Origin of the sequence: Chryseobacterium sp. CFS2, assembly GCF_036543225.1 — a bacterium.
GTDB classification, from domain to species: Bacteria; Bacteroidota; Bacteroidia; order Flavobacteriales; family Weeksellaceae; genus Chryseobacterium; species Chryseobacterium culicis_A.
Genome location: NZ_JAZHQU010000001.1, coordinates 16,071 through 38,022, shown reverse-complemented (window position 1 = coordinate 38,022; position 21,952 = coordinate 16,071). Strand labels below are relative to the sequence as shown.

Sequence of the window (21,952 nt, the reverse complement as noted above, 5' to 3'; positions counted from 1 at the left end):
TAAGTGATAAATTTATGTTGAATTCGTTTTGAATTTTCTTTTACAGATCCCAGTATTATGCTGGATTTGTGACTTCTTTTAGAATTTTATAAATGATAAATCGTGTTGTATTGGAATGTTTTTTTTATCAATTTATTGACTAACGACTGATATTTTGTTTAATTGATTTTTTGTAGTAAAAATTTGACAAAAAATATGAGGTTTATTCTACATGACAACCTTGTCAGGGCTTATGAATATTCATATTTTTGCAAAAATATTCTCATCACAAGTAAAGAAACTTTATTGTCAAAATAATGATTCTAAGAACACAAACGGTTTTATCTCAAAAACAAAAGGGACTGTATTAAAAGTAAACAGTCTCTTTTTTATATTTCACATTCTAATCGTATTTTTAACAAAAAAACCTCCCGGAAATGATGGGAGGTGAATAAAATTAACTGTATATTGAAATGTAATTCAATCATTATTTATGAGTTTCAAGCCACTTCAGCCTGCGTTCGTCCGGCAGATGCTTTACCTGGAAGTTTTCAAAAACAGCATTGAATCCTTCTCCGTCAGGGCAGGCAGCCATTAAGCCAACCATTACAGGAGTGTTGTCCTGTAAAGGCGCATTTCTCATCATGATATAATTTTTGTCATCAAAAGAATAAAATATCTCTACTGCATCCAGTCTTCTCACTGCTTTTATCCATAGGGCAGAAGGTGTTTTTTCTAAAGTAATGACACTCCAGTCACTTTTATTGTGGGTTACCACAGTGCTGAGATTGTATTTGCCATCTACAAATTCTACTCCGGCTTTGATGTAATGTTCTTTATCTGTTCTCAGCATCAGACCCATTTGGTCAAATCTGGCTTTATAACTGCCGGTTATTTTTACTTTTGCTTCAAATTCGCCACCATAGGTCGTGTAATAAAAGGGAGCGTCATCTACCGTAAATCCGTAGTGCGAAACCCTCCAATAATCACTCTGCGGTGTTACAAACATGGAAAGGCTGTTGTTTTTGATTTCCCATTTTTCAGGTTCATTAAACCAGGTCATTTTCTCCAGAGTCTGGGCAGAAAACTTTTGAATCAGGAATAAGGTGCAAAAGCCGAAAATCAGTTTCTTCATTCTCTTTAGGATAAGTTCTAAGCGTAAATTATTATTTTAGCAAAAGTATTATTAAACTTCATTTGCGTCAATACTGATAAATAACCATTATGGAAATCCGTGAACAGCTTAGTGATAAATTACTGGATAATGCCTCCAAAAAATGCCTGCTTGATATAGAAGCCTATAAACAGAGGGCGCTTGTATATTCCCAGATGGAAGGAGCGATATGTGTGCTCAGTGATATGCAGGAGAATAAAAGTTATATTTATAAATCCCATGCTGCCGCCGAATTAGGACTTACGATGGGAGAGAATCCTACAGAAATAGAGAGTATCTGGGAAGAAGAAATGCTGAAAAAGATACATCCCGACGACCGGTTGAAAAAGTATATTCATGAACTCCGTTTTTTCAAATTATTGGATGCTGTTGAAATGGAGGAGCGTGCAGCATACAGTGTGGTGTCAAAAATAAGAATGAAAGATAAAAGAGATGAGTACCGATGGGTGAAACATCGCATGTTTTACATGTATTCTCCTTATAATGGGAGGTTAAGATTTGCGCTTTGTCTTTATAATATTGCTATTTCTTCCTCTTCAGTTTCTGATTTTTTGATTATTAATACAATAAAGGGTGACGTTGTTGTTAAAGATAAGCTTGATTACAAAAATATTTTAAGTCCCAGAGAACTGGAAGTTTTAAAATATGTAGGAGAGGGATATACAAGCAAACAAATTGCAGATCTTCTTTCCATAAGCATTAATACAGTAAGCAGACACCGTCAGAATATTCTGGAAAAGCTGAAAGTGAAAAATTCTACCCAGGCTTTTAAAGATAGTTTTTCTTAAATATTCAGATCCCAATATCCGAAAAGTTCACCATGTTATGTTGTATCTTATGAGTAATTTTATACCTTGAGTACACATTAGCATGAACCAACGTGATGAAAAGAAGTGAAGAAATTACCTCTCAGTATTTTACTTTTCTGGATAATCATATCCAGGGTGTGATCTCCGGAACGATTCCGGAATTTATGGAACTGAATGAAATTGCCAGTGAACTTGCGCTGTCACATAAACATCTTACGGATACGGTAAAAAAAGAAACCGGCCGGCATCCTTGTTTTTTTTATGATGAAAAGATTATTCAGCAGGCTAAAGAGATGCTTATTGTTACCGATAAGTCGATAGCAGAAATCGCCCGGATTTTTACTTATGATCCGTCCAACTTTTCAAAATTTTTCAAAAAAATGACCGGCTTTACTCCCGGAAATTTCAGAAATTCTCAAAAAGTTTAAATTGACTACTTTTTTTGTTTAATATTGTTGTTGCAAGAGATTTGCGCTGTTTTTTGTCTCAGGATAGGGATTTGAACGCTCGAATTATTGTGTTTTTTAATGCTGTTTAGTGAATTAAAATGTTAAAATAACAGAAAAGTAATCTTTTATAAATGAGTTGTTTGTGAAAAATAATTACATTTTTTTATTATTTATGTATTAATATTTCTTTATTATTTACTTTTTTTATTAAATTTAGGTAAGGAAAAACTAATTAATTCAAAAGCGAAAAACGTTAAAAAAGATAGATGTATATTTAAATACTTTGGTTTCCAGATAATAAGATAAAAATATTGTGTCTTTAATAATATTTAATCTTAATAAGGGAGCTTAGGCCCTTTAAATAGTTATATATTTGTTTTTTTAACCACAACAAACAAGATTAAGGATGAGCATCAATTTCACAACAGCAACTATTAAAGACTTTGAGAATATACCAGACAATGATATGGCTCAAAGGGCTGAAATATTTTATGAATATTTAGACTATGTAAAGTCTAATGGACACATGAATTACAGACTGAAGAATACTTCAGGAACCAATGCAATACTGAATGTAAACATTGCAAACCACAACAGAGAGTTTGTTAGTTTCGTATCAAGTGATTATTTGGGATTTACACAACACCCAAAAGTAAAACAAGCTGCAATTGAGGGAATAGAAAAATATGGTACCGGTACAGGAGCCACTCCTCTTATCGGCGGATATTTTGATTACCACAATGCTTTAGAAAAGAAAATTTCAAGCTTTTTTAAAAGAACAGAAGATGAAGCCGTAGTATTTACTACAGGTTATACTGCTAATAGTGCGAGTTTACAATGCTTAATGCAGAAAGAAGATCTTGCTATTTTAGATATGGCTGTACATGCAAGTGTGCACGAAGGATGTGCTTTTACCAATAAAAAAACATTTCCACACAATAATTTGGAATCTTTGGAACACATTTTGAAGGTATCTGAAAATCTGTACCGTACGAAACTCGTTATTGTGGACGGAGTGTATTCCCAGGATGGTGATACCTCCCGTATTAATGAGATCTATGACCTTGTGAAAAAGTACAATGCCTTTCTAATGGTAGACGACGTACACGGTGTCGGTATCCTTGGAGAAACAGGAAGAGGTACTTTGGAACAGGCTGGATTATTGAATAAAGTGGATATCATCACAGGTACATTCAGCAAAACATTTGGAAATCTGGGAGGATATGTTATTGCAGATAAAAAAATAGCAGCATTCATCAGATTCCATTCACGTCAGCAGATCTTCTCAGCTACAGCTCCACCATCATCCGCAGGAATCGTTAAAGCCATTGATTTAATTGATGAAGAACCTATCTGGAGAGAAAAACTCTGGAATAACATCAATTATTTTAAAAAAGGACTTGACGATTTAGGATTAGATACAGGCGTTACCTGTTCCGCAATTATTCCCGTTAAAATTGGAGATCCTTATGTAACAGGAGAAGCCGGAAAACTACTAATAGAAAAAGGAATCTATACCAACCCGATTCTTTACCCGGCTGTACCAAGAAAAGATGCGCGTATCAGGATGAGTGTGACTGCAAGACATGAAAAAGAACATCTCGACAAAACGCTTAACGCGTTTGATGATATTAATAAAAAATTGCATATTGCGAAAAAATAATAATTATGCCTAGAAAAGTAGTGCAGGGTCCCATTAGGGACAAAGAAAAAACAAAACAGAAACTGCTTGCTGCAGTTGGTAAAATTTTAAGAGTAAAAGGATATTCCGGATTAAAAGTAAGCAAAATAGCTGCCGTTGCCGGATTTGATAAAAAATTGATCTATGAGTACTTTGGAAGTACTGATAAGCTGATCGATGAATATATCAAATCTCAGGATTACTGGAGCCAGGTCAACCAGGATGTTGATATGGATTTTTCTGACGGTGGACATGAACTTACCAAAATGGTGGTATTGAACCAGTTCGAAAACCTGAAGAAAAATAAAGAGCTTCAGAAAATTATCCTTTGGGAGCTTTCAGAAAGCAAGCCTATCCTTAAAAAATTAGTTGAACAACGTGAAGAAGTAGGAGAAGTTTTATTTGGAAACATCTCAGATCCTTACTTTGGAGAAGGAGTGGCAACAAGACACAGGGCAATTATGGCCTTAATTGTTTCCGGGGCTTACTATCTTAACCTTTATACAGGATACAACGCAAACAAATTTTGTGGTATTGACCTGAAAACTGAAGAAGGAAGAAAAGAGATAGAAAGCGCTATTGTTGAGTTGATCGACTTTGCATACAGCAAGAAAAAGTAGAACTTAAAAGTTTTCCGATTTGAGCACAAATACATTTTTTGTTGATAATTTGAAAACTTTTAATTTTCAAATTAAAACTATATTTCTTACTTTTGGCCAATGGAAAATTTTATAGTATCTGCAAGAAAATATCGTCCTCAGGAGTTTGATACTGTTGTAGGGCAATCTCATATTACGGATACTTTAGAACATGCAATTGAAGAAAGCCAATTAGCTCAGGCATTGCTTTTTTGTGGTCCTCGTGGTGTAGGTAAAACTACTTGCGCCAGAATTCTGGCAAGAAAGATCAATGAGAAAGATGGCTCGGTTTCAGAAGATGGCTTTGCGTATAATATCTATGAGCTGGATGCTGCATCCAATAACTCTGTAGATGATATCAGGGAACTGATAGATCAGGTACGTTTTGCACCTCAGGTGGGTAAATACAAAGTATATATCATCGATGAGGTTCATATGCTGTCTTCTGCCGCTTTCAATGCTTTCCTTAAAACGCTGGAAGAACCGCCAGCTCATGCTATTTTTATTTTGGCAACTACGGAGAAACATAAAATTATTCCAACAATTTTATCCCGTTGTCAGATCTATGACTTCAAACGAATTACCATTGAAGACATCCAGAGTCATCTGAGAAACATTGCCCAAAAAGAAAATATCCAGTACGAAGATGATGCCTTGTATCTGATTGCTCAGAAAGCTGATGGTGCTTTACGAGATGCGCTTTCTATCTTCGACAGGCTTTCTACTTTTTCCCAGAAAAACATTACGCTTACCAAAGCTGCTGAAGTACTGAATATTTTGGATTATGATCAATATCTGAATATTGTGGATCTCGCCAAGGAAAATAAAATTCCTGAAGTGCTTTTCGCATTCAATGAGATTGTAAAAAAAGGTTTTGATCCTCATATTTTTATAGCGGGATTAGGAAATCATTTCAGAGACCTGATGATGGCACAGAATGCTTCCACTATGGAACTTATTGAAGTAGGAGAGAAGACAAAAGCCAAATTCGTAGAACAGGGACAAAAGTGGGTCGCCCAACAGCTTATTGATGGTATTGAGATCTGCAACCATGCCGATATTAATTATAAGAATTCGAAAAACCCAAGACTTACGGTTGAAATTGCATTAATGCAGCTGGCTTCACTGACAGCTAATTTAGGCGATACTAAAAAAAAAAGTTCCTGATTCTAGCTCCGTTTCTCAGTGAGAAACTGGAAGTGAAAATGCCTGAAAAAACTCAGGAAAAGAAAAACGTTCAAGTAGAACAGCAGCCTGTAGTTTCTCAGACAGCTCAGGAAACTTCAGTAACAAAAACAACAAAGCCATTGTCTAGGCCGGGAATTTCTTCCGGTTTCAGCATCAATTCTTTCCTGAATAAAGAAGATAAAGTAGAAACAACAGAAAACGTTGTTGTGAGAACTGAAAATCTTCCGCAAAACCATTTTACAGATACTGATCTGCAGATGGAATGGAAAATTATGCTTAAACAACTCCAGAAAAAAGATAGTTTTGTATTTAATGCAGTAAAAACTTTCAAACTGGAAAAAGCTGAGGAAAATAAAATTAAAGTTTTATTTCCTTCAGATTCGGCTAAAGTAGAATTTGATAAAATAAGTGGAGAATTTTTTAATCATTTTAAAAGAAAAATTCAAAATCATATTATTGAGATAGAATATGTCAGAGACGTTGAAAATCTGAAGATTGAGGTGGTAACTAAGAGGAAGATGTTTGAAAAATTCATCGAAAAAAATCCACTTTTGAAAGATCTTGATGATTTAATGAAGTTTGATTTGACATAATTTTTATATATTTGTCAAATATTTCTGTCGAAAATGAGTTTTTGACAAAAACAATGTACAACCAGAAAAGCTAAAACAAAGGCATTTCTAGAATAAAATGGAAAAATTGACTAACACATATCTGTCTTTTTTTGCACCCGCTAATTACTTTTTTAGCGGTTATTTTAGTTTTTCTGCTTCTTATTATAGAAATTTCAGAACGTATTACCGATTTTATTGGTACTGTTAACTGAATTTCTTTCCAAAAAATACAGGAGAAGTAGAGCCCTATTATTTTCCTGATTCCTTTAAATAATTTTGAACGGCATTTTTTGAAAAGAATTATAAATTAAATTTTATAATCCAAAGGGCTATTGCTGTCAACGAAAAAATTATAGATACAAAAACAATAAAATTTAGAATATGAATTTAAATGATTTGAAAAATGAGTGGATCGATGGGCTTACACAGCCTCTAATGATTGCAGGACCATGTAGTGCTGAAAGTGAAGCTCAAATGCTTGAAACGGCTAGGAGGATTAAAGAATCTAATGCCAATGTGTCAGTTTTCCGTGCAGGAATCTGGAAACCCCGCACCAAACCTAACGGTTTTGAAGGAGTAGGAGTGATTGGTTTGAACTGGCTAAAAAAAGTAAAAGAAGAGTATGGTTTTAAAACAGCTACTGAAGTTGCCAATGCACATCACGTGTTTGCCGCTTTAGAAGCAGACGTGGATGTTCTTTGGATCGGAGCTCGTTCTACAGTGAATCCATTTACTGTACAGGAAATTGCAATGGCTTTAAGAGGAACTGATAAACCTGTATTCGTAAAAAACCCTGTTAATCCGGATCTTGCATTATGGATCGGAGCTTTGGAAAGACTTTTAGGTCAGGACATTAAAAATCTTGGGGTAATCCACAGAGGATTTTCAACATACCAGAAAACAAAATACAGAAACAATCCGAACTGGCAGATTGCGCTTGATTTCAAGAGCCAGTTTCCGAATATTCCAATGCTAATCGACCCTTCTCACATTTGTGGAAACAGAACTGGTCTTGCTGATATTACACAGGAAGCACTTAACGTAGGATACCAGGGAGCGATCATTGAATCTCACTGCAATCCTGATGAAGCATGGAGTGATGCTTCTCAGCAGATTACTCCTGAGGTTCTTGCAGAACTTATTGGTAACCTGAAAGTAAGAAACTCTAATCTTGCAGGTTTTGAAGGAGAAATGGGCAGACATAGAACTTTAATCTCAGATCTTGACTTCCAGTTAATTGAACTTCTTTCTCAAAGAATGAAAATTTCTGAAAAAATCGGTAAACTTAAAAAGGAAAACGATATTGCAATCTTCCAGCCTGAACGTTGGAAAGTAATCACAGAATACGCTACTCAAAAAGCGAAAGAAACAGGAATGTCTCAGGAGTTTATTGAAAAAGTATTCAAAGCAATTCACGAAGAATCTATCGAAGTTCAGAACAATATTATGATCGAGAGATAGATTGCGGATAATAGGTAAGAGGTTATCAAGCTTTTACTAAATTTTTCGCCTGAAAAAATTATTTAGGGCTTAGCCATCAGGATGCAGGGCAATTGAAACATGTGTTTTTAAACCTATTTCCTGAATGCTAAGCCCTAATTGCGTATATTTGCACCAGCATTATCTATGAAAGGAAAAATCATTAAATCTACAGGCAGTTGGTACCAGGTTTTGGAATTGGAAACAAATAAAATTTTCGAGGCCAGAATCAGGGGGAAATTCAAATTAATCAAAACAAGACTTACCAATCCACTTGCTGTAGGAGATTTTGTTGAGTTTCAGCTGGAACAGGATGATATCGCGTGGATCACGAAAATTGAACCAAGAACCAACTACCTGATCAGGAAATCAGTAAACCTTTCAAAAGAAGCCCATATTATTGCTTCCAATATTGATTTGGCTTGCTTTATCTTTACATTGAAACATCCTGAAACATCTTTAGGATTTCTTGACAGGTTTCTGGCATGCTGTGAAGCCTATAATATTACACCGGTTATTCTTTTTAATAAAATGGATGTTCTCCACGAGGAGGAAATTGAAATTGTAAAAGACGTTGAATTCTTATATCAGGAAATAGGATACGAAACCCTGGAAATTTCTTCCTACTCAAAATTAAATCTGGATCAGCTTCAGGAGGTTCTTAAAGATAAAACTTCAGTATTTTTCGGCCACTCAGGTTGTGGGAAATCTACTTTGGTGAATGCTTTACAGCCAGGACTGAATTTAAAAACATCTGAAATTTCCGATACTCACCTGAAAGGAAAACATACAACAACTTTTGCACAGATGCATTTCTGGGATTTTGGCGGAAATGTTATTGATACGCCTGGTGTTCGTGAATTTGCCATGATTGATATTGAAAAAGAAGAGGTGCAGCATTACTTTCCTGAGATTTTCAAAAAAAGAGAAGAGTGCAAGTTTCATAACTGCCTTCACGTGAATGAGCCTAAATGTGCTGTTATGGATGCCCTTGAAACAGGAGAAATTCAACATTCACGCTATGCCACTTACATTAAATTGATGGATGAAGCAGAAGAAGCTTCTCAAAAATAAATAGCAACAGATATTTACTTTTTAATAATTACAGATTGATTCGGACAATCTGTACATTCCTGTTTTTCATTATGTGAGAATTATATTCTGACAATTTGCTTCTTTAAAGATTGGATTTAATACTTTCTTAAACTATATATTTTTTTTGATTATTTTTTTTAGTTTTTAATGAAAAAAAATCTGTTTTTAGATAACTCTACTTTTCAATATTGCTTTTTTGGCAGATAACTCCACTTTTGTCATATTTTGGGTGGAAAGAAAAGTAATATTTTAGAAAACCGTTCAATTGTATTAATTGAAATAAAATCGGAAATAACCTTAAATATAGATCTATATTACGTTATAAATTACATAATTAATAAAAAACAGCCCTGTTTTTTGAAAATAAAAAACCCAGCCGAAGCTGGGTAAAAACTAATAACCATGAAAACTCAAATTAAACATGAGAATCGCAATAGAACAAACAATTACTGTGCCAAAGATTGCTTTAAGATTTCTTAATAAAAGTTATTTTTATGTTAAAAAAAAATTAAAATAAAAATCAAAGATATTTTTTGTAATTTTGCGCCATTAAAAAAATATACATTTATGTCTAACATTACATTCACTATGATTAAGCCTGATGCAGTTGCTGACGGACATATCGGTGCTATATTGGGTAAGATTGCTGAAGGAGGTTTTAAAATCAAAGCTTTAAAATTAACTCAGCTTACAGTTGCTGATGCAAAAAAATTCTATGAAGTACATGCTGAAAGACCATTTTATGGAGAATTAGTAGAATTCATGAGCTCTGGTCCTATCGTTGCAGCAGTTTTAGAAAAAGATAATGCAGTTGAAGACTTTAGAACATTAATCGGTGCTACTAACCCTGCAGAAGCTGCGGAAGGTACTATCAGAAAAATGTTTGCAAGAAGCATCGGAGAAAATGCTGTTCACGGTTCAGATTCTAACGAGAATGCATTAATCGAAGCTCAGTTCCATTTTTCAGGAAGAGAGATTTTCTAAGAAAATCATCTTACAAAATAAAAAATCCGGAGAATTTTCTCCGGATTTTGTTTTTATATGAATTCTTATTTCAAACCTTATTAAAGGTTGTTTTCAATGGCTCCTACATTTTCTCTGTACAGTTCTAGAGGTTTATTAAGCAGAACGGCAATAACAGTCATTTGTTTATCTAATCTTTCTTTAGGAATATCAATATAAATAATTCCTGGCCGGTCACTCCAGTAAAGTTTATTGTAAATAGTATGGCTGAGCATACTGCCATCGCCTACGATTCTTATTCGTGAAATGTCATTTTTTATTCCTTTCAGAGCGATAGGACCGGTAGGCGTTCCTTCCACAAAGAGATAAAGAGTCTGTTTGTCTTTTGATAAAGCACTCATTCCCGGATAATGACCCGCCGGAAGACCTTTTCCTGTCTCAAATAATGCTTCTGCATGTTTGCTTATCCATTCCAGGGTTTCTGGATTTCTGTTAGGCGTTTTTTTTATTTGCATGCCAAGACCGTCATTGGTCAAGCCTTCATGGGTCAGTACATTATTATCATAATTCAACGTATTGGCTATGTCATAGGCCGCTTCCTGGGCATTCTTTTTATTCAGTATTTCAACTAGAGAGTGTTCTTCTTTCTTAAAATCTTTTATAAATACGGGAGGAGCATCAAAAATAAGTTCTGCCACAGTGACATCTTTGTCAAATTTCACCTTAGAAAAATTTAGGGTCAATGTTTTTTCTGGGTTATAATCCACTTTAACGGAAGCTGATGGATTTCCGATGATTTTTACGGAAAGAGGTTGGGTTGCCAATCCATAGATTTTTGTAAAATTTTTGGCTTCTTCAAGATAAAGGAATAACGACTTTTTAGAAGTTGATAAAGATGATTTTCCTTTGTAATTATCAAAAGGAATTCCGCGGGTTGTTTCATAGATGGCCTGCTGGTTTTTTGAAGTCCAGCGTCCAAGGTTTTTTAGAATTTCAACTTGTTCTTCAGGAATGGTGCCGTCTGATTTTGGACCGATATCAAGCAGAAGGTTTCCTCCCATGCTTATGACGTCTGCAAGGGTTCTGACAATCATATTGGGAGTCTTATAATTTTTGTCATAAGGTTGATATCCCCAGGAATCATTCATGGTGTAACAAAGTTCCCAGTAAGGATTTTGCGGGGGAATAACAGGAATGCCCTGTTCGGGGGTATCATAATCTCCATGATTGTTAAGTCTGGAATTGATAATAATATCAGTATTGTGTTTCCTGAGCAAATCTATGGTTTGAGTCGTTTTCCATTCTTCAGAAGTGTGTTCCCAGTTTCCATCAAACCAAATAAGATCCGGAGAATATTGCGTAGACAACTCGTTAAGCTGATCCTGATAATAACGGATGAAATTCTGCCACAGTGTCGGATTATTTTTTACTTCATACCGTAGTTTTGTCCGGGTATTGATATCATAATAAGGATGGCTCCAATCCGGTAAAGAGAAATAAAGACCTGTTTTTAATCCGGATTTTTTAATTGCGGAAATAAAAGGACTTAGAACATTTTTTTTTGCCAGAGAATTTTGAGGAATACTTATTGCCTTTTCTGCCTTTGAATTCCACAAGGAAACACCGTCATGATGTTTTGTGGTAATGACAGCATATTTTGCTCCGGATTCTTTAATCAGGTTGACCCATTGTTCCGGCTGGTATTTTGAAGCTGAAAAACCATTCAGCTGTTTCATATAATTTTCGTGATTAATATAATTATTGAAGAATGACCAGGATTCGGAGATTCCATTAACGGAGTAAATTCCCCAATGAATAAAAATACCCAGTTTGGCATTTTTAAACCACTCCATTTTTTTGCTGTTGTCAACTGTTTGAACCTGGGCATCGGTATGATATGCAGAAAATACCAATCCAAGGAAAACAGCTTTAATCAGACTGCTTTTCATATATAGATTTATTTGAACATTAAATATAGATAAAGAAAACATTACAGCAATAGTTTCTTGTTATTTAATCATTCCTGTTAAAGCGTTTGTTTTTTATTGTATTTTTAAAAACTGAGCAATTGAAGTTTTGTTTTCACAATAAAATGGAAATGGAACGTTTCTTGTAAAATTTATCTGAAAAAAGCAATTATGAAAATTCCGGCAATATTAATGGCAAGTTTATTAGCAGTAGGTGTATCTGCACAGACTACTAAACCTGAAACTAAAACGAAAAAGCCTGTTAGAAAAGTAAAGAAAGCAACTTCTCAGGATACGGTTGAAAAGAAAAAACCGGGAGCTCCTAAGCCAGATGTAAAAAAAGATACGCTTGTGCTTCGTGGACATGGCTGTCCGGCCTGCGGAATGGGATAGGAGATGAGAAAGCCAATGTTAGGAGTGTCAATGATGGCGGAAGCAGATTTTGTTTCTGCTATTTTGCAGTTGTTGCAAAATAATTCCATAGAAGTGATGGAGTGGTCTTTTGACACCCTTTATCATGCCCATGAACCGGATTGGCTTCACGATTTACTGAATTTTTACGCAGAAAATGACCGTTTGATAGGCCATGGAGTGTACTATTCTTTGTTTGATGCGAGATGGACAGAAAGGCAGGAAGAATGGCTAAAAAAATTAACAGAAGAAGTCAGTCTGCGGAAATACAATCATATTACGGAACATTTTGGTTTCATGAATACTGAAAATTTTCATCAGGGAGTGCCGTTGCCGGTATCTTTACATCCCAAAACTTTAGAAATAGGACAGGACAGATTATACAGGCTTCAGGAAGCGGTGAATATTCCTGTAGGTATAGAAAATCTGGCGTTTTCATTTTCCATCGATGATGTGAAAGAACAGGGTGTTTTCCTTGATAAACTTACGGAAGGCACAAAGGGTTTTCTGATTCTCGATCTCCATAATATTTACTGCCAGTCCTGTAACTTTGGAGTACCGATTCAGGAAATCATTAATTTGTATCCTTTGGATAAAGTAAAAGAAATCCATCTTTCGGGTGGGAGCTGGCAGGATAGTGTGTATGGGGACAAACAGGTGAGGAGAGATACACATGATGATGTTATTCCTCAGGATATTCTTTCTGTTTTGCCATCTGTACTTACACAATGTCAAAATCTGGAATATATTATTATTGAAAGACTTGGAGATACGGTAAAAACAGAAGAAGAAAAAGATAATTTCCTGAATGATTTTAATACCGTAAGCAAGATTATTGAAACTTCAGACTGGAAAGTGAAAGGAAAAAACGGCTGGAGTAAAAGGGAAATGAAACTTTCGGAGAAGCCTTTAGAAAACCTGGTTTTATATGAGGAGCAATCCAGACTGACCAAGCTTCTTTTTGATAATGTAGAAGTGAAAGCCATTAAAGATCAGGATTTTCATTATTTTAAAACAGAAAACTGGGATGCCGAAATGATTCTTACCGCCCAGAACATCATTAAAAAATGGAATCCTTATTAATTCTATTCTGGTAACCAAAATCAAATTATATGAAAATGACAACACTAGTATTGATCATTACCGCTGTCCTCACTGCTTTGATAGGAGGACTTTTCTATGCTTATTCATGCTCCGTTGTGCTCGGGCTTGGAAAACTTTCTGATACAGAATACCTGAAGGCAATGCAGAGTATCAACCGGGAAATCCTGAATCCTGTTTTCTTTATGAGTTTTATGGGGACTGTAATTCTCCTTCCCATGTCTACTTTTTTATTTCGTGGACAGCAGCCTGTTTTTATTTTTCTTCTGCTGGCCACATTAGCCTATCTGATTGGAGTTTTTGGAGTAACGGTGGCGGGAAATGTTCCTATGAATGATGCTTTAGATAAGTTTGATATCTCCAATTCCACAGCAGAAGCAATCAGGCAGATGCGGGAAAACTTTGAAAACAGATGGAATTTTCTGAATAATATAAGAACAGTCTTTTCTGTTATTTCTATCATTTTTGTGATCTGTGCCTGCATCTGGAACAGAGATGTGTGAAAAATATAATGGAATTAAGTGAAAATACTTACCGATCAGATTCGGTATTTCTACGGATGTGCAGGTTTGGTTTTATTCGGATCTTTGTGTTGTTAGTATGACAGTTTTAAACATTTTCAATACTTTGAAAAAAAGATTATAACCAAGACGACTTAAATTCCCAAACAAGAGAAAAGGCAGCCAATGGCTGCCTTTTGTGTATGATAAGAATAATCTATCAGATCTTTAAAAGTTCAATTGTTCTTTCAGGGCTCTCAGTTGAGAAAACAGCATTTCCTGCAACCAGAACATCTGCCCCCGCTTCAAATAATTTGGATGCGTTGTCAAGATTTACTCCTCCATCTATCTCGATAAGTGCAGTGGAATTGTTGCTTAAGATCAGATCTTTGGTTTCAGCAATCTTTTTGTATGTGTTTTCAATGAATTTCTGACCTCCAAATCCTGGATTCACACTCATTAATAATACAAGATCCACATCAGCAATAATGTCTTCAAGCATTAATACCGGAGTAGAAGGGTTTAAAACCACACCCGCTTTTGCTCCTTTACTCTGAATGTGATGGATAGTTCTGTGAAGGTGGGTACATGCCTCATAATGTACAGAAATAAGATCTGCACCATGGTTGATGAATTCATCAACATATTTCTCAGGCTCTACAATCATCAGGTGGACATCTACAAATTTTTTAGCATGCTGCTGAACGGTTTTCATTACCGGAAAACCAAATGAAATGTTAGGTACAAATCTGCCGTCCATTACATCAATGTGGAACCAGTCGGCCTGAGAATTGTTCAGCATTTCAATATCTCTTTGCAGATTCCCAAAGTCTGCAGATAAAAGGGATGGAGCAATAAGCTTCGTTTTCATTTTTACTTTATATTAGATATTTAGAGTCAGGAATCAAGAACCAAAACATGGTCAAAACAGGTGTTTTTATGTGTGTATTTCGGTTATCTTGAATCTTGTGTCTGGCATCTTGATTCTATTAATGATATTTCAGTTTCATTTCCGGTTTAATCTTAAGGACTGTTTCATAGATTAGCTTAATTACATTACCTACATCTTCTTTAGATACCATTTCTACCGTAGTATGCATATAACGCAAAGGTAAGGAAATTAAAGCACTTGGTACTCCGCCGTTAGAATGGGCAAAAGCATCTGTGTCTGTTCCTGTAGCTCTGCTTGCAGCGGCTCTTTGGAAAGGAATTTTCTTTGTTTTTGCAGTATCAATAATCAGTTCTCTGATGGTATGGTGAACGCTTGGAGCGAAGAATACTACTGGCCCGGCACCACATTTCTGATCTCCTTCTTTTTTCTTTTCAATCATAGGAGTTGTTGTGTCGTGGGTAACATCTGTTACAATAGCAATATTCGGTTTAATGGTATCAGCAATCATGTCTGCTCCGTATAAACCTACTTCTTCCTGAACAGAATTGGTAATATAAAGCCCAAAAGGAATAGATTTCTTATTTTCTTTTAAAAGTCTGGCAACTTCAGCAATCATGAAACCGCCAATTCTGTTGTCCAGAGCTCTGCATACAAAATACCTGTCGTTCATTTCAAAGAATTCATCAGGATAAGTGATCATGCATCCTACAAAAATTCCCATTTCCTCCACTTCTTTTTTAGAAGTAGCGCCACAGTCGATAAAGATATTTTCGATTTTTGGAGTAGGCTCGTTTTGGTTGGTTCTTGTATGAATGGCAGGCCATCCGAATACTCCTTTTACAATTCCGTTTTCTCCATGGATATGTACAACTTTTGAAGGCGCAATAGTCTGGTCGGAGCCTCCGTTTCTGATGACATAGATTAAGCCGTCATCTGTAATATAATTTACATACCATGAGATTTCATCAGCATGCGCTTCAATCACTACCTTAAATTCAGCTTCCGGATTGATGATCCCATAGCAGGTTCCATAATGGTCTACTTCTATTTTGTCCACATAAGGTCGGATATAGTCCATCCAGACTTCCTGTCCTTTGTGTTCGTAACCTGTTGGAGATGATGTGTTTAAATATTTCTCTAAAAATTTCAAAGATTTCTTTTCAAATTTCATAAAAAGGAACGATTTTTGCGTTTAATTTTTGTTCTTATAAGTGTAAAAATAATGAATTTTAGTAAGATTATCTGCCTTTTTGTTTTCTTTTTTGGAGTCAGTGTTTTCGGCCAGAAGGATGGTATAGTGGCAAAACCACTCAATCAGTATCCGCCTGAATCCCTGAAAGTGGATGAATTTGGTAATAAGTATTATTATGACGAACAGCAGAAGATTAAGGTGTATGAAATCAATGGTGAGCCTGTTGTAGTCTTAGACGAGTTGGTTTTGGTGAATAAACCACGATTCAATAATCAGTTGGATAAGAATTACTATTACTTCCTGAATAAAAAGCTGTACAGGGTATATCCTTTGTTTGTCACCGCACTGCAACAGTACAGAGATATTCAGAAAGATATGAATGACATGGATAGTAAAGCCAAAAGAAAGTTTGTAAGAGAAAGACAGAATATGCTTGCTGACCAATATGAAAAACAACTGAGAGATCTTACTACAACCGAAGGACAGGTTTTTGCCAAACTGATGAACAGAGCTACCGGAAAAAATGTATTTGAGATTATCAAAGAATTGAGAGGCGGATGGAGTGCTTTCTGGTGGAATGTAAAAGGAAAAATGGCTGATATTGACCTGAAAGAGCGCTATGATCCCCACACCAACAGAAGTGATGAATTTATAGAATCATTACTACAGTCCAACTGGAATTCAGGGTATCTGCAGCCTTATCCCGGAGCAAATGATTTTAAAGTAAAGAAATAATATAAATTCCTGTAAGAATACTTACAGGAATTTTTCTTTTAATTTATCGAATACAATTTTATCTATCGGAAGAGGAAAAGGATTGTCCGGTCTGTCAATGTCAATCCATTCTGTTTTTTCAATGCAGGGATCCAGAATAATAAAGTCTTCTTCATTAACGATGTCTACTATATAATAGATGGTAAGAAGCTGCTCATTCTCTTTGAAACGGGATACCAGAAAATTCTCCTGAGTATAGAAATGTTCCAGAATATTGATTTTTACATTAAGTTCTTCGTCAAACTCACGATGCAGACATTCCAGCACGCCTTCGCCATATTCCAACCCGCCACCCGGAAATTTCATTAAAGGTTCGCCGGCATATTCCTCAAATAAAGTCAGAACTTGTTTATCTTTTACCGCACAGGCATACACTCTAATGTTGATCTTATCTATCATATATATAATGTATAATATTTGTATAGCTAATGTAAGAAATTTTGTTGGAAAAAGCCGGAAGTTGGAAGTGTGAAGCTGGAAGTTTTTAACACTATTTATCCTTAATAATGTTGAATTAACTTATCTTATATATTGATTATTATTTAAAAAATAAAATTAATTAAGCAGTCGGCTGTAAACATCCAGCTTCCATCCTCAAGCTTTCTTCTACATCTTAATTGCATTAATCATTTCTCTTTTTCCCGGAGGTCCCTGCTTTTTTTCTACCTGGAAATTGAGTTCCTGGAGAATTCTTCTTACGCTGCCTTTAGAAGAGTAGGTTGTTAATAATCCGTTAATGGACATTTTGTCAGAAACCAGTTCAAATAATGGCTTTTCCCAAAGATCAGGCTGTACTCTTGCCCCAAAACAATCAAAGTAAACAAGATTAATTTTGGGCAGATCAATATGCTTTAGATCGAAAAAATCACATTCTATCTTTTTTAAGTTGAATCCGCTAATGATTTCTACTGGCTTTTCCCAATCTGCCAGATGAATTTTCTGATAAATATTTTTAAACTCAGGGTTATCAAAAAGTTCAAAGTAAGCTAAATCCTTAACTTCGGATTCATTTATGGGATATTTTTCAAGCGAAAAATAATTGATGACATGATTTTTGTCAGTTTTTAAATATTCATTAATTGTTACCAAAACATTCAAACCTGTTCCAAAACCGAGTTCTAAAATATTAATTTCGTAATCATTTATCAAATTTAGTCCGTTTTTGATAAACACATGTTCGGCTTCCTGTAGTGCTCCGTGATGAGAATGGTAGTTTTCGTTTAAATCATTGATAAACAATGTTTTACTCCCGTCGTTTGTGGTCTTAATCTCTCTTTTCAAGCTATTTTTTTGTCAAATTTACTCTAAAATTTTTATATTTAGAAAATTATGTTAAATTTGTAGAACATCGTAAAAATTTTAAAAAATGATAATTCAAAAAACTGAAAACTCCAGAATTTCTACATTTGACCCTAACAATTTTTCATTTGGTGGTACTTTCATTGATCATATGATTATTTGTGAGTATGAAGATGGAAAATGGGGAGATGTAAAATTAGTTCCTTACGGTCCGATTCCATTTACACCTGCCATGATGGGAGTAAACTATGGACAAGCTTGTTTTGAAGGTATGAAAGCCTATAAAGACAAAGACGGACAGGTTTTCCTTTTCAGGCCTGAAAAGAATTTTGAACGTATCAATAAGTCTGCTAAGCGTCTTGCTATGCCTGAAGTGACTGAAGAAATGTTTTTAGACGGATTAAAGGCATTGGTAGATATAGACAGAGAGTGGATTCCACAGGGGGAAGGAATGTCTCTTTATATCAGACCTTTGATTTTTGCTACAGAGGAAGCTTTGAAAGCAAGAGTATCTAATAAATATATGTTTGCAATCGTTGCAACACCTGCGAAAAGCTACTATTCTGAACCGGTATCTGTAAAAATCTCTGATCACTATTCAAGAGCTGCAAACGGAGGGGTAGGTTCTGCAAAAGCTGCAGGTAATTACGCTGCTTCTTTCTATCCGACACAACTAGCCATTGAAGAAGGTTACGAGCAAATTATCTGGACAGATGATGCTACTCACGAATATTTCGAAGAGAGTGGTACAATGAATGTATTTGTTAGAATTAACGATACAATCTATACACCTCCAACGTCTGAGAAAATCCTTGACGGAGTAACAAGAGACAGCTTCATTCAGTTAGCTAAGAAAAGAGGAATCGAAGTGAAAATAGAACCAATTCCTGTGAAAACAGTAATTGAAGCTTTAAAGAATGGAGAGCTTAAAGAAGTATGGGGAGTAGGTACTGCAGTAGTAACCACTCAATTCCAGGCTTTAGGATACCAAGGTGAAAAATTGGAGCTTCCAAGATTATCTGATGAAGAAAGCTATGCTGCTCTTCTTAAGAAAGACCTGGTAGATTTACAAAACAACTTAGCTGAAGATCCTTTCGGATGGAGAGTTACAGTAGATCACGCTTTAGAAACAGTATAATAGGATATAAATAACTATATTAAAGCCGGGTTTTTCCCGGCTTTTTTGTATCTATGTATTCAAGTGTTATGTAGGAATAGTGTATGGAAGGTAATATATTGTTACATTCACATATTTCTTTGTCAAGTTTTGTAATTGATTCGCGAAATGTGTATTTTCGCAAAAGTTTATGAAAAAAATACTCTTCATATCAGCCATAAGCCTGTTGAGCTGCAATAGAAATGCACAGACGGCCCATCCTCCTGTAGGAGGTGTTTTAAGCCAAAAAGATCTGGATGTTTCTAGAAACAGGATGAAAAATCTTAATACTATAGAACGGGGCCAGATTCAGGATTGGATCAGTGGTCAGTCTGTAAAGTATTATCCTACGCAGCTTAATTATTGGGTGACAGTGGAGGGCTATGATCAAAGGGAAAGAAGAAAGGATGAAACAACAATTTCTTATTCTTATGATCTGTACGATTTTGACCAGACTAAAATATACGATCAGCCTTTTGAAAGAAGAGATGCCAGATTCGGGCATTTTGATGAACTGAGAGCGGTGGAGAATGCTTTGCGTTTTATACGTGATGGAGAGGAAGTAACGCTTTTGGTACCGTCTTCTTTGGCTTACGGAACCTACGGAGACGAAAAGAAAATAGATAACGATATTCCATTAATCATAAAATTAAAAGCTCTATAATACATGAAATTGTTTAACAAGAATATAATTCTGGCAGCGGCAAGTATTTCGCTGATGAGTTGTACCCCAATTTATAAAAAAATGAACGTAGACAAAGAAACTTACGAAGGTCTTAATGACGGACTTTATGCCAATCTTCAAACTACAAAAGGTAACCTGATTGTAAAGTTTGAGGACAAGAAAGCACCAGTAACTGTAGCCAACTTTATCGGTCTTGCAGAAGGGAAAATCGACAACAAAGCTAAGGCTAAGGGAGTTCCTTACTATGATGGAACTATTTTCCACAGAGTGATCAAAGATTTCATGATCCAAGGGGGAGACCCTAAAGGAACTGGAGCTGGTGATCCTGGATATAAATTCGAGGATGAAAGAAATGACCTTAAACATACAGGAAAAGGTATTCTTTCTATGGCAAACTCAGGACCGAATACCAATGGTTCTCAGTTCTTCATCACGGAGGTGGCTACACCTTGGTTAGACGGAAGACACACCATCTTCGGAAAAGTGGTAAAAGGAAATGATGTGATTGATGCTATCGCTAACGTTGAAAAAGGAGCTCAGGATAAACCTAAAACAGATATCGTTTTAGAAAAAGTTTCTGTTTTCAGCAAAGGTGACGAGTACAAGCACTATGATGCTGCTAAGACTTTCAACGAAGGAAAAGCTAAAATTGCAGAAAATAATAAAGCTTTTATCGCTAAAGAAGAAGCTGAAAAGAAGAAAAAAGAAGAAGAATTCAAAGCTAACCAGGAGAAATTGGTTGAAAACCTAAAAGCTGGTATGCAGAAAACTGAATCAGGTCTTTACTATAAAATCACCAAAACTGCTGATGGTAAAGCTCCAAAAGCGGGTGACAATGTATCTGTACACTATGCAGGTAAATTGGTAGACGGAACTGAATTTGATTCTTCATTCAAGAGAAACGAGCCTATCGAAATACCAATCGGAATGGGAAGAGTAATCAAAGGATGGGATGAAGGAATCCTGTTATTGAAAGAAGGTGAAACTGCTACTTTATTGATCCCGCCGGCAATGGCTTACGGAGAAAGAGGGGCAGGAGGAGTGATCCCGCCAAACTCTTGGTTAATTTTCGATGTTGAGCTTGTAAAAGTAAAATAATTGAATCTTTTTTAAGATATGAAGCCGTCCCGATAAGGACGGCTTTTTTAGTTTAAATATATTCTGTAACGATCTGCATATATGTTGCGACCTATTTTAATATCTGGAAAGTTTAATAATTTTTCTCATGAGAAGTAATCTTAAAATTTGTAACAACTATTAGATAATGAAAACCAAATCACTTCTGTTTCTTTTTGTTCTGCTGTCGATGATGACTTTTTCGCAGACCAAGTCAAATCCTGACGATGCTGCGATAAAAAAGTCACTTACTTATTTTGTAAACAGTATTCAATCTAAACAGATAGATCAGGCGGTAAGCTGTATATATCCAAAATTCTTTACCATCATTTCAAAAGAGCAGATGACACAGATTTTGAATATGACTTACAATAATCCATTCATGAAAATTGAAGTACAGGATTTCAAGTTCGGAAATATTGAAAAACCTGAACTCATTACTGGAGAGTATTTTTCTATTACCCGGTATTTTTTGAAACTGAAATGTAATGTCAGCTCATTAAATGATGATATGAAAAAGAAAATGAGCAGCGCTTTAACCACTAAGTATGGCGCAAATAATGTGAAATATCTGGCCAATGAAAGTTCATATCTCATCAATGCCACTATGAAAGCCTGTGCGGTTTCAAAAGATAGAAAGACTTGGAAATTTGTCGTTCTTGAAAAGGAATATAAAAAAGAACTGGTGAAAATCTTACCAAAGAAAGTTCTTGATAAATTTTAAAGAAGCTAAGCAATAAGCATCAACTTTTATTGTAAATTATTGATTCCTATAGCAATGTCTTACGGA

At 35.3% G+C, this 21,952-nt stretch carries 23 protein-coding genes; 17 read left to right on the top strand and 6 right to left on the bottom strand.

Annotated features, from left to right (window positions below; genetic code table 11):
* Positions 1-466: 466 nt before the first annotated feature.
* Positions 467-1,114 (bottom strand): DUF1349 domain-containing protein, encoded by a 648-nt coding sequence (locus tag ODR02_RS00190; RefSeq protein ID WP_209784818.1) that lies wholly within the window; start codon positions 1,112-1,114, stop codon positions 467-469.
* Positions 1,115-1,203: 89 nt separating this feature from the next.
* Between ODR02_RS00190 and ODR02_RS00185 the strand changes: the two genes are divergently transcribed.
* From ODR02_RS00185 to ODR02_RS00145, 9 genes are all read left to right on the top strand, one after another.
* Positions 1,204-1,941 (top strand): response regulator transcription factor, encoded by a 738-nt coding sequence (locus ODR02_RS00185; protein ID WP_309511251.1) that lies wholly within the window; start codon positions 1,204-1,206, stop codon positions 1,939-1,941.
* A 95-nt stretch (positions 1,942-2,036) separates the two neighbouring features.
* The gene (locus ODR02_RS00180; protein WP_209784816.1) at positions 2,037-2,390 is read left to right on the top strand and encodes a helix-turn-helix domain-containing protein; all 354 of its coding nucleotides are present in this window, start codon (positions 2,037-2,039) and stop codon (positions 2,388-2,390) included.
* A 427-nt stretch (positions 2,391-2,817) separates the two neighbouring features.
* Positions 2,818-4,074: an aminotransferase class I/II-fold pyridoxal phosphate-dependent enzyme gene (locus ODR02_RS00175; protein WP_105682672.1), complete on the top strand. Its 1,257-nt coding sequence runs from the start codon at positions 2,818-2,820 to the stop codon at positions 4,072-4,074.
* Positions 4,075-4,079: 5 nt separating this feature from the next.
* Positions 4,080-4,712, top strand: coding sequence for a TetR/AcrR family transcriptional regulator (locus ODR02_RS00170; RefSeq protein WP_077414530.1), 633 nt, complete (start codon positions 4,080-4,082; stop codon positions 4,710-4,712).
* 99 nt (positions 4,713-4,811) lie between these two features.
* Positions 4,812-5,897, top strand: a complete 1,086-nt coding sequence (gene dnaX / locus ODR02_RS00165; protein WP_309511250.1) for a DNA polymerase III subunit gamma/tau — start codon at positions 4,812-4,814, stop codon at positions 5,895-5,897.
* Between the two features lie 38 nt (positions 5,898-5,935).
* The gene (locus ODR02_RS00160; RefSeq protein WP_245169723.1) at positions 5,936-6,511 is read left to right on the top strand and encodes a hypothetical protein; all 576 of its coding nucleotides are present in this window, start codon (positions 5,936-5,938) and stop codon (positions 6,509-6,511) included.
* Positions 6,512-6,913: 402 nt separating this feature from the next.
* Positions 6,914-7,993 (top strand): chorismate mutase, encoded by a 1,080-nt coding sequence (locus tag ODR02_RS00155; RefSeq protein WP_105682670.1) that lies wholly within the window; start codon positions 6,914-6,916, stop codon positions 7,991-7,993.
* A gap of 165 nt (positions 7,994-8,158) precedes the next feature.
* Positions 8,159-9,085 carry a ribosome small subunit-dependent GTPase A gene (gene rsgA, locus ODR02_RS00150; RefSeq protein WP_309511249.1) on the top strand — a complete coding sequence of 309 codons (927 nt, stop codon included), beginning with the start codon at positions 8,159-8,161 and terminating at the stop codon, positions 9,083-9,085.
* Positions 9,086-9,673: 588 nt separating this feature from the next.
* Entirely contained in the window at positions 9,674-10,090 is a 417-nt protein-coding gene (locus tag ODR02_RS00145) for a nucleoside-diphosphate kinase (protein WP_076355787.1), read from the top strand.
* Positions 10,091-10,170: 80 nt separating this feature from the next.
* Here ODR02_RS00145 and ODR02_RS00140 read toward each other — a convergent pair whose 3' ends face one another.
* Entirely contained in the window at positions 10,171-12,018 is a 1,848-nt protein-coding gene (locus ODR02_RS00140; protein ID WP_309511248.1) for an alpha-L-fucosidase, read from the bottom strand.
* A 189-nt stretch (positions 12,019-12,207) separates the two neighbouring features.
* On the opposite strand from ODR02_RS00140, the gene chrA reads away from it, so the two are divergent.
* From chrA to chrI, 3 genes are read left to right on the top strand one after another with little or no spacing between them, the layout of a single operon-like run.
* Complete coding sequence (chrA, locus tag ODR02_RS00135) at positions 12,208-12,429, top strand: MNIO class RiPP chryseobasin precursor ChrA (RefSeq protein WP_209784811.1); 222 nt, start codon at positions 12,208-12,210, stop codon at positions 12,427-12,429.
* 3 nt (positions 12,430-12,432) lie between these two features.
* On the top strand, positions 12,433-13,530 hold the full coding sequence (chrH, locus tag ODR02_RS00130; protein ID WP_309511247.1) for an MNIO family chryseobactin maturase: 1,098 nt from the start codon (positions 12,433-12,435) through the stop codon (positions 13,528-13,530).
* 35 nt (positions 13,531-13,565) lie between these two features.
* Complete coding sequence (gene chrI, locus ODR02_RS00125; RefSeq protein WP_245169721.1) at positions 13,566-14,051, top strand: chryseobasin maturation helper ChrI; 486 nt, start codon at positions 13,566-13,568, stop codon at positions 14,049-14,051.
* 217 nt (positions 14,052-14,268) lie between these two features.
* On the opposite strand, the gene rpe is transcribed toward chrI, so the two are convergent.
* Together rpe and chrP are read right to left on the bottom strand one after the other, a co-directional pair.
* Complete coding sequence (gene rpe / locus ODR02_RS00120) at positions 14,269-14,919, bottom strand: ribulose-phosphate 3-epimerase (protein ID WP_105682664.1); 651 nt, start codon at positions 14,917-14,919, stop codon at positions 14,269-14,271.
* Between the two features lie 118 nt (positions 14,920-15,037).
* The gene (gene chrP / locus ODR02_RS00115; protein ID WP_062670358.1) at positions 15,038-16,111 is read right to left on the bottom strand and encodes a chryseobasin maturation metalloprotease ChrP; all 1,074 of its coding nucleotides are present in this window, start codon (positions 16,109-16,111) and stop codon (positions 15,038-15,040) included.
* Positions 16,112-16,162: 51 nt separating this feature from the next.
* Here chrP and ODR02_RS00110 point away from each other — a divergent pair, with 51 nt between their 5' ends.
* Positions 16,163-16,867 carry a DUF4294 domain-containing protein gene (locus ODR02_RS00110; protein WP_209784808.1) on the top strand — a complete coding sequence of 235 codons (705 nt, stop codon included), beginning with the start codon at positions 16,163-16,165 and terminating at the stop codon, positions 16,865-16,867.
* 21 nt (positions 16,868-16,888) lie between these two features.
* Here the strand turns inward: ODR02_RS00110 and ODR02_RS00105 are convergent, their stop codons facing one another.
* Entirely contained in the window at positions 16,889-17,305 is a 417-nt protein-coding gene (locus tag ODR02_RS00105; RefSeq protein ID WP_142015296.1) for an NUDIX domain-containing protein, read from the bottom strand.
* A 207-nt stretch (positions 17,306-17,512) separates the two neighbouring features.
* Positions 17,513-18,187, bottom strand: coding sequence for a tRNA (5-methylaminomethyl-2-thiouridine)(34)-methyltransferase MnmD (mnmD, locus tag ODR02_RS00100; RefSeq protein WP_105682660.1), 675 nt, complete (start codon positions 18,185-18,187; stop codon positions 17,513-17,515).
* 85 nt (positions 18,188-18,272) lie between these two features.
* Here mnmD and ODR02_RS00095 point away from each other — a divergent pair, with 85 nt between their 5' ends.
* From ODR02_RS00095 to ODR02_RS00080, 4 genes are all read left to right on the top strand, one after another.
* Entirely contained in the window at positions 18,273-19,343 is a 1,071-nt protein-coding gene (locus ODR02_RS00095) for a branched-chain amino acid aminotransferase (RefSeq protein ID WP_309511246.1), read from the top strand.
* A 169-nt stretch (positions 19,344-19,512) separates the two neighbouring features.
* On the top strand, positions 19,513-20,025 hold the full coding sequence (locus ODR02_RS00090) for an FKBP-type peptidyl-prolyl cis-trans isomerase (RefSeq protein ID WP_209784807.1): 513 nt from the start codon (positions 19,513-19,515) through the stop codon (positions 20,023-20,025).
* Between the two features lie 81 nt (positions 20,026-20,106).
* On the top strand, positions 20,107-21,144 hold the full coding sequence (locus ODR02_RS00085) for a peptidylprolyl isomerase (RefSeq protein ID WP_245169878.1): 1,038 nt from the start codon (positions 20,107-20,109) through the stop codon (positions 21,142-21,144).
* Between the two features lie 166 nt (positions 21,145-21,310).
* Positions 21,311-21,886, top strand: a complete 576-nt coding sequence (locus tag ODR02_RS00080; RefSeq protein ID WP_309511245.1) for a hypothetical protein — start codon at positions 21,311-21,313, stop codon at positions 21,884-21,886.
* Positions 21,887-21,952: the final 66 nt, after the last annotated feature.

Coding starts and splice junctions, on each gene's coding strand:
- ODR02_RS00190 (WP_209784818.1), bottom strand. CDS start 1,114: ATGAAGAAACTGATTTTCGGCTTTTGCACCTTATTCCTGATTCAAAAG.
- ODR02_RS00185 (WP_309511251.1), top strand. CDS start 1,204: ATGGAAATCCGTGAACAGCTTAGTGATAAATTACTGGATAATGCCTCC.
- ODR02_RS00180 (WP_209784816.1), top strand. CDS start 2,037: ATGAAAAGAAGTGAAGAAATTACCTCTCAGTATTTTACTTTTCTGGAT.
- ODR02_RS00175 (WP_105682672.1), top strand. CDS start 2,818: ATGAGCATCAATTTCACAACAGCAACTATTAAAGACTTTGAGAATATA.
- ODR02_RS00170 (WP_077414530.1), top strand. CDS start 4,080: ATGCCTAGAAAAGTAGTGCAGGGTCCCATTAGGGACAAAGAAAAAACA.
- dnaX (WP_309511250.1), top strand. CDS start 4,812: ATGGAAAATTTTATAGTATCTGCAAGAAAATATCGTCCTCAGGAGTTT.
- ODR02_RS00160 (WP_245169723.1), top strand. CDS start 5,936: ATGCCTGAAAAAACTCAGGAAAAGAAAAACGTTCAAGTAGAACAGCAG.
- ODR02_RS00155 (WP_105682670.1), top strand. CDS start 6,914: ATGAATTTAAATGATTTGAAAAATGAGTGGATCGATGGGCTTACACAG.
- rsgA (WP_309511249.1), top strand. CDS start 8,159: ATGAAAGGAAAAATCATTAAATCTACAGGCAGTTGGTACCAGGTTTTG.
- ODR02_RS00145 (WP_076355787.1), top strand. CDS start 9,674: ATGTCTAACATTACATTCACTATGATTAAGCCTGATGCAGTTGCTGAC.
- ODR02_RS00140 (WP_309511248.1), bottom strand. CDS start 12,018: ATGAAAAGCAGTCTGATTAAAGCTGTTTTCCTTGGATTGGTATTTTCT.
- chrA (WP_209784811.1), top strand. CDS start 12,208: ATGAAAATTCCGGCAATATTAATGGCAAGTTTATTAGCAGTAGGTGTA.
- chrH (WP_309511247.1), top strand. CDS start 12,433: ATGAGAAAGCCAATGTTAGGAGTGTCAATGATGGCGGAAGCAGATTTT.
- chrI (WP_245169721.1), top strand. CDS start 13,566: ATGACAACACTAGTATTGATCATTACCGCTGTCCTCACTGCTTTGATA.
- rpe (WP_105682664.1), bottom strand. CDS start 14,919: ATGAAAACGAAGCTTATTGCTCCATCCCTTTTATCTGCAGACTTTGGG.
- chrP (WP_062670358.1), bottom strand. CDS start 16,111: ATGAAATTTGAAAAGAAATCTTTGAAATTTTTAGAGAAATATTTAAAC.
- ODR02_RS00110 (WP_209784808.1), top strand. CDS start 16,163: ATGAATTTTAGTAAGATTATCTGCCTTTTTGTTTTCTTTTTTGGAGTC.
- ODR02_RS00105 (WP_142015296.1), bottom strand. CDS start 17,305: ATGATAGATAAGATCAACATTAGAGTGTATGCCTGTGCGGTAAAAGAT.
- ODR02_RS00095 (WP_309511246.1), top strand. CDS start 18,273: ATGATAATTCAAAAAACTGAAAACTCCAGAATTTCTACATTTGACCCT.
- ODR02_RS00090 (WP_209784807.1), top strand. CDS start 19,513: ATGAAAAAAATACTCTTCATATCAGCCATAAGCCTGTTGAGCTGCAAT.
- ODR02_RS00085 (WP_245169878.1), top strand. CDS start 20,107: ATGAACGTAGACAAAGAAACTTACGAAGGTCTTAATGACGGACTTTAT.
- ODR02_RS00080 (WP_309511245.1), top strand. CDS start 21,311: ATGAAAACCAAATCACTTCTGTTTCTTTTTGTTCTGCTGTCGATGATG.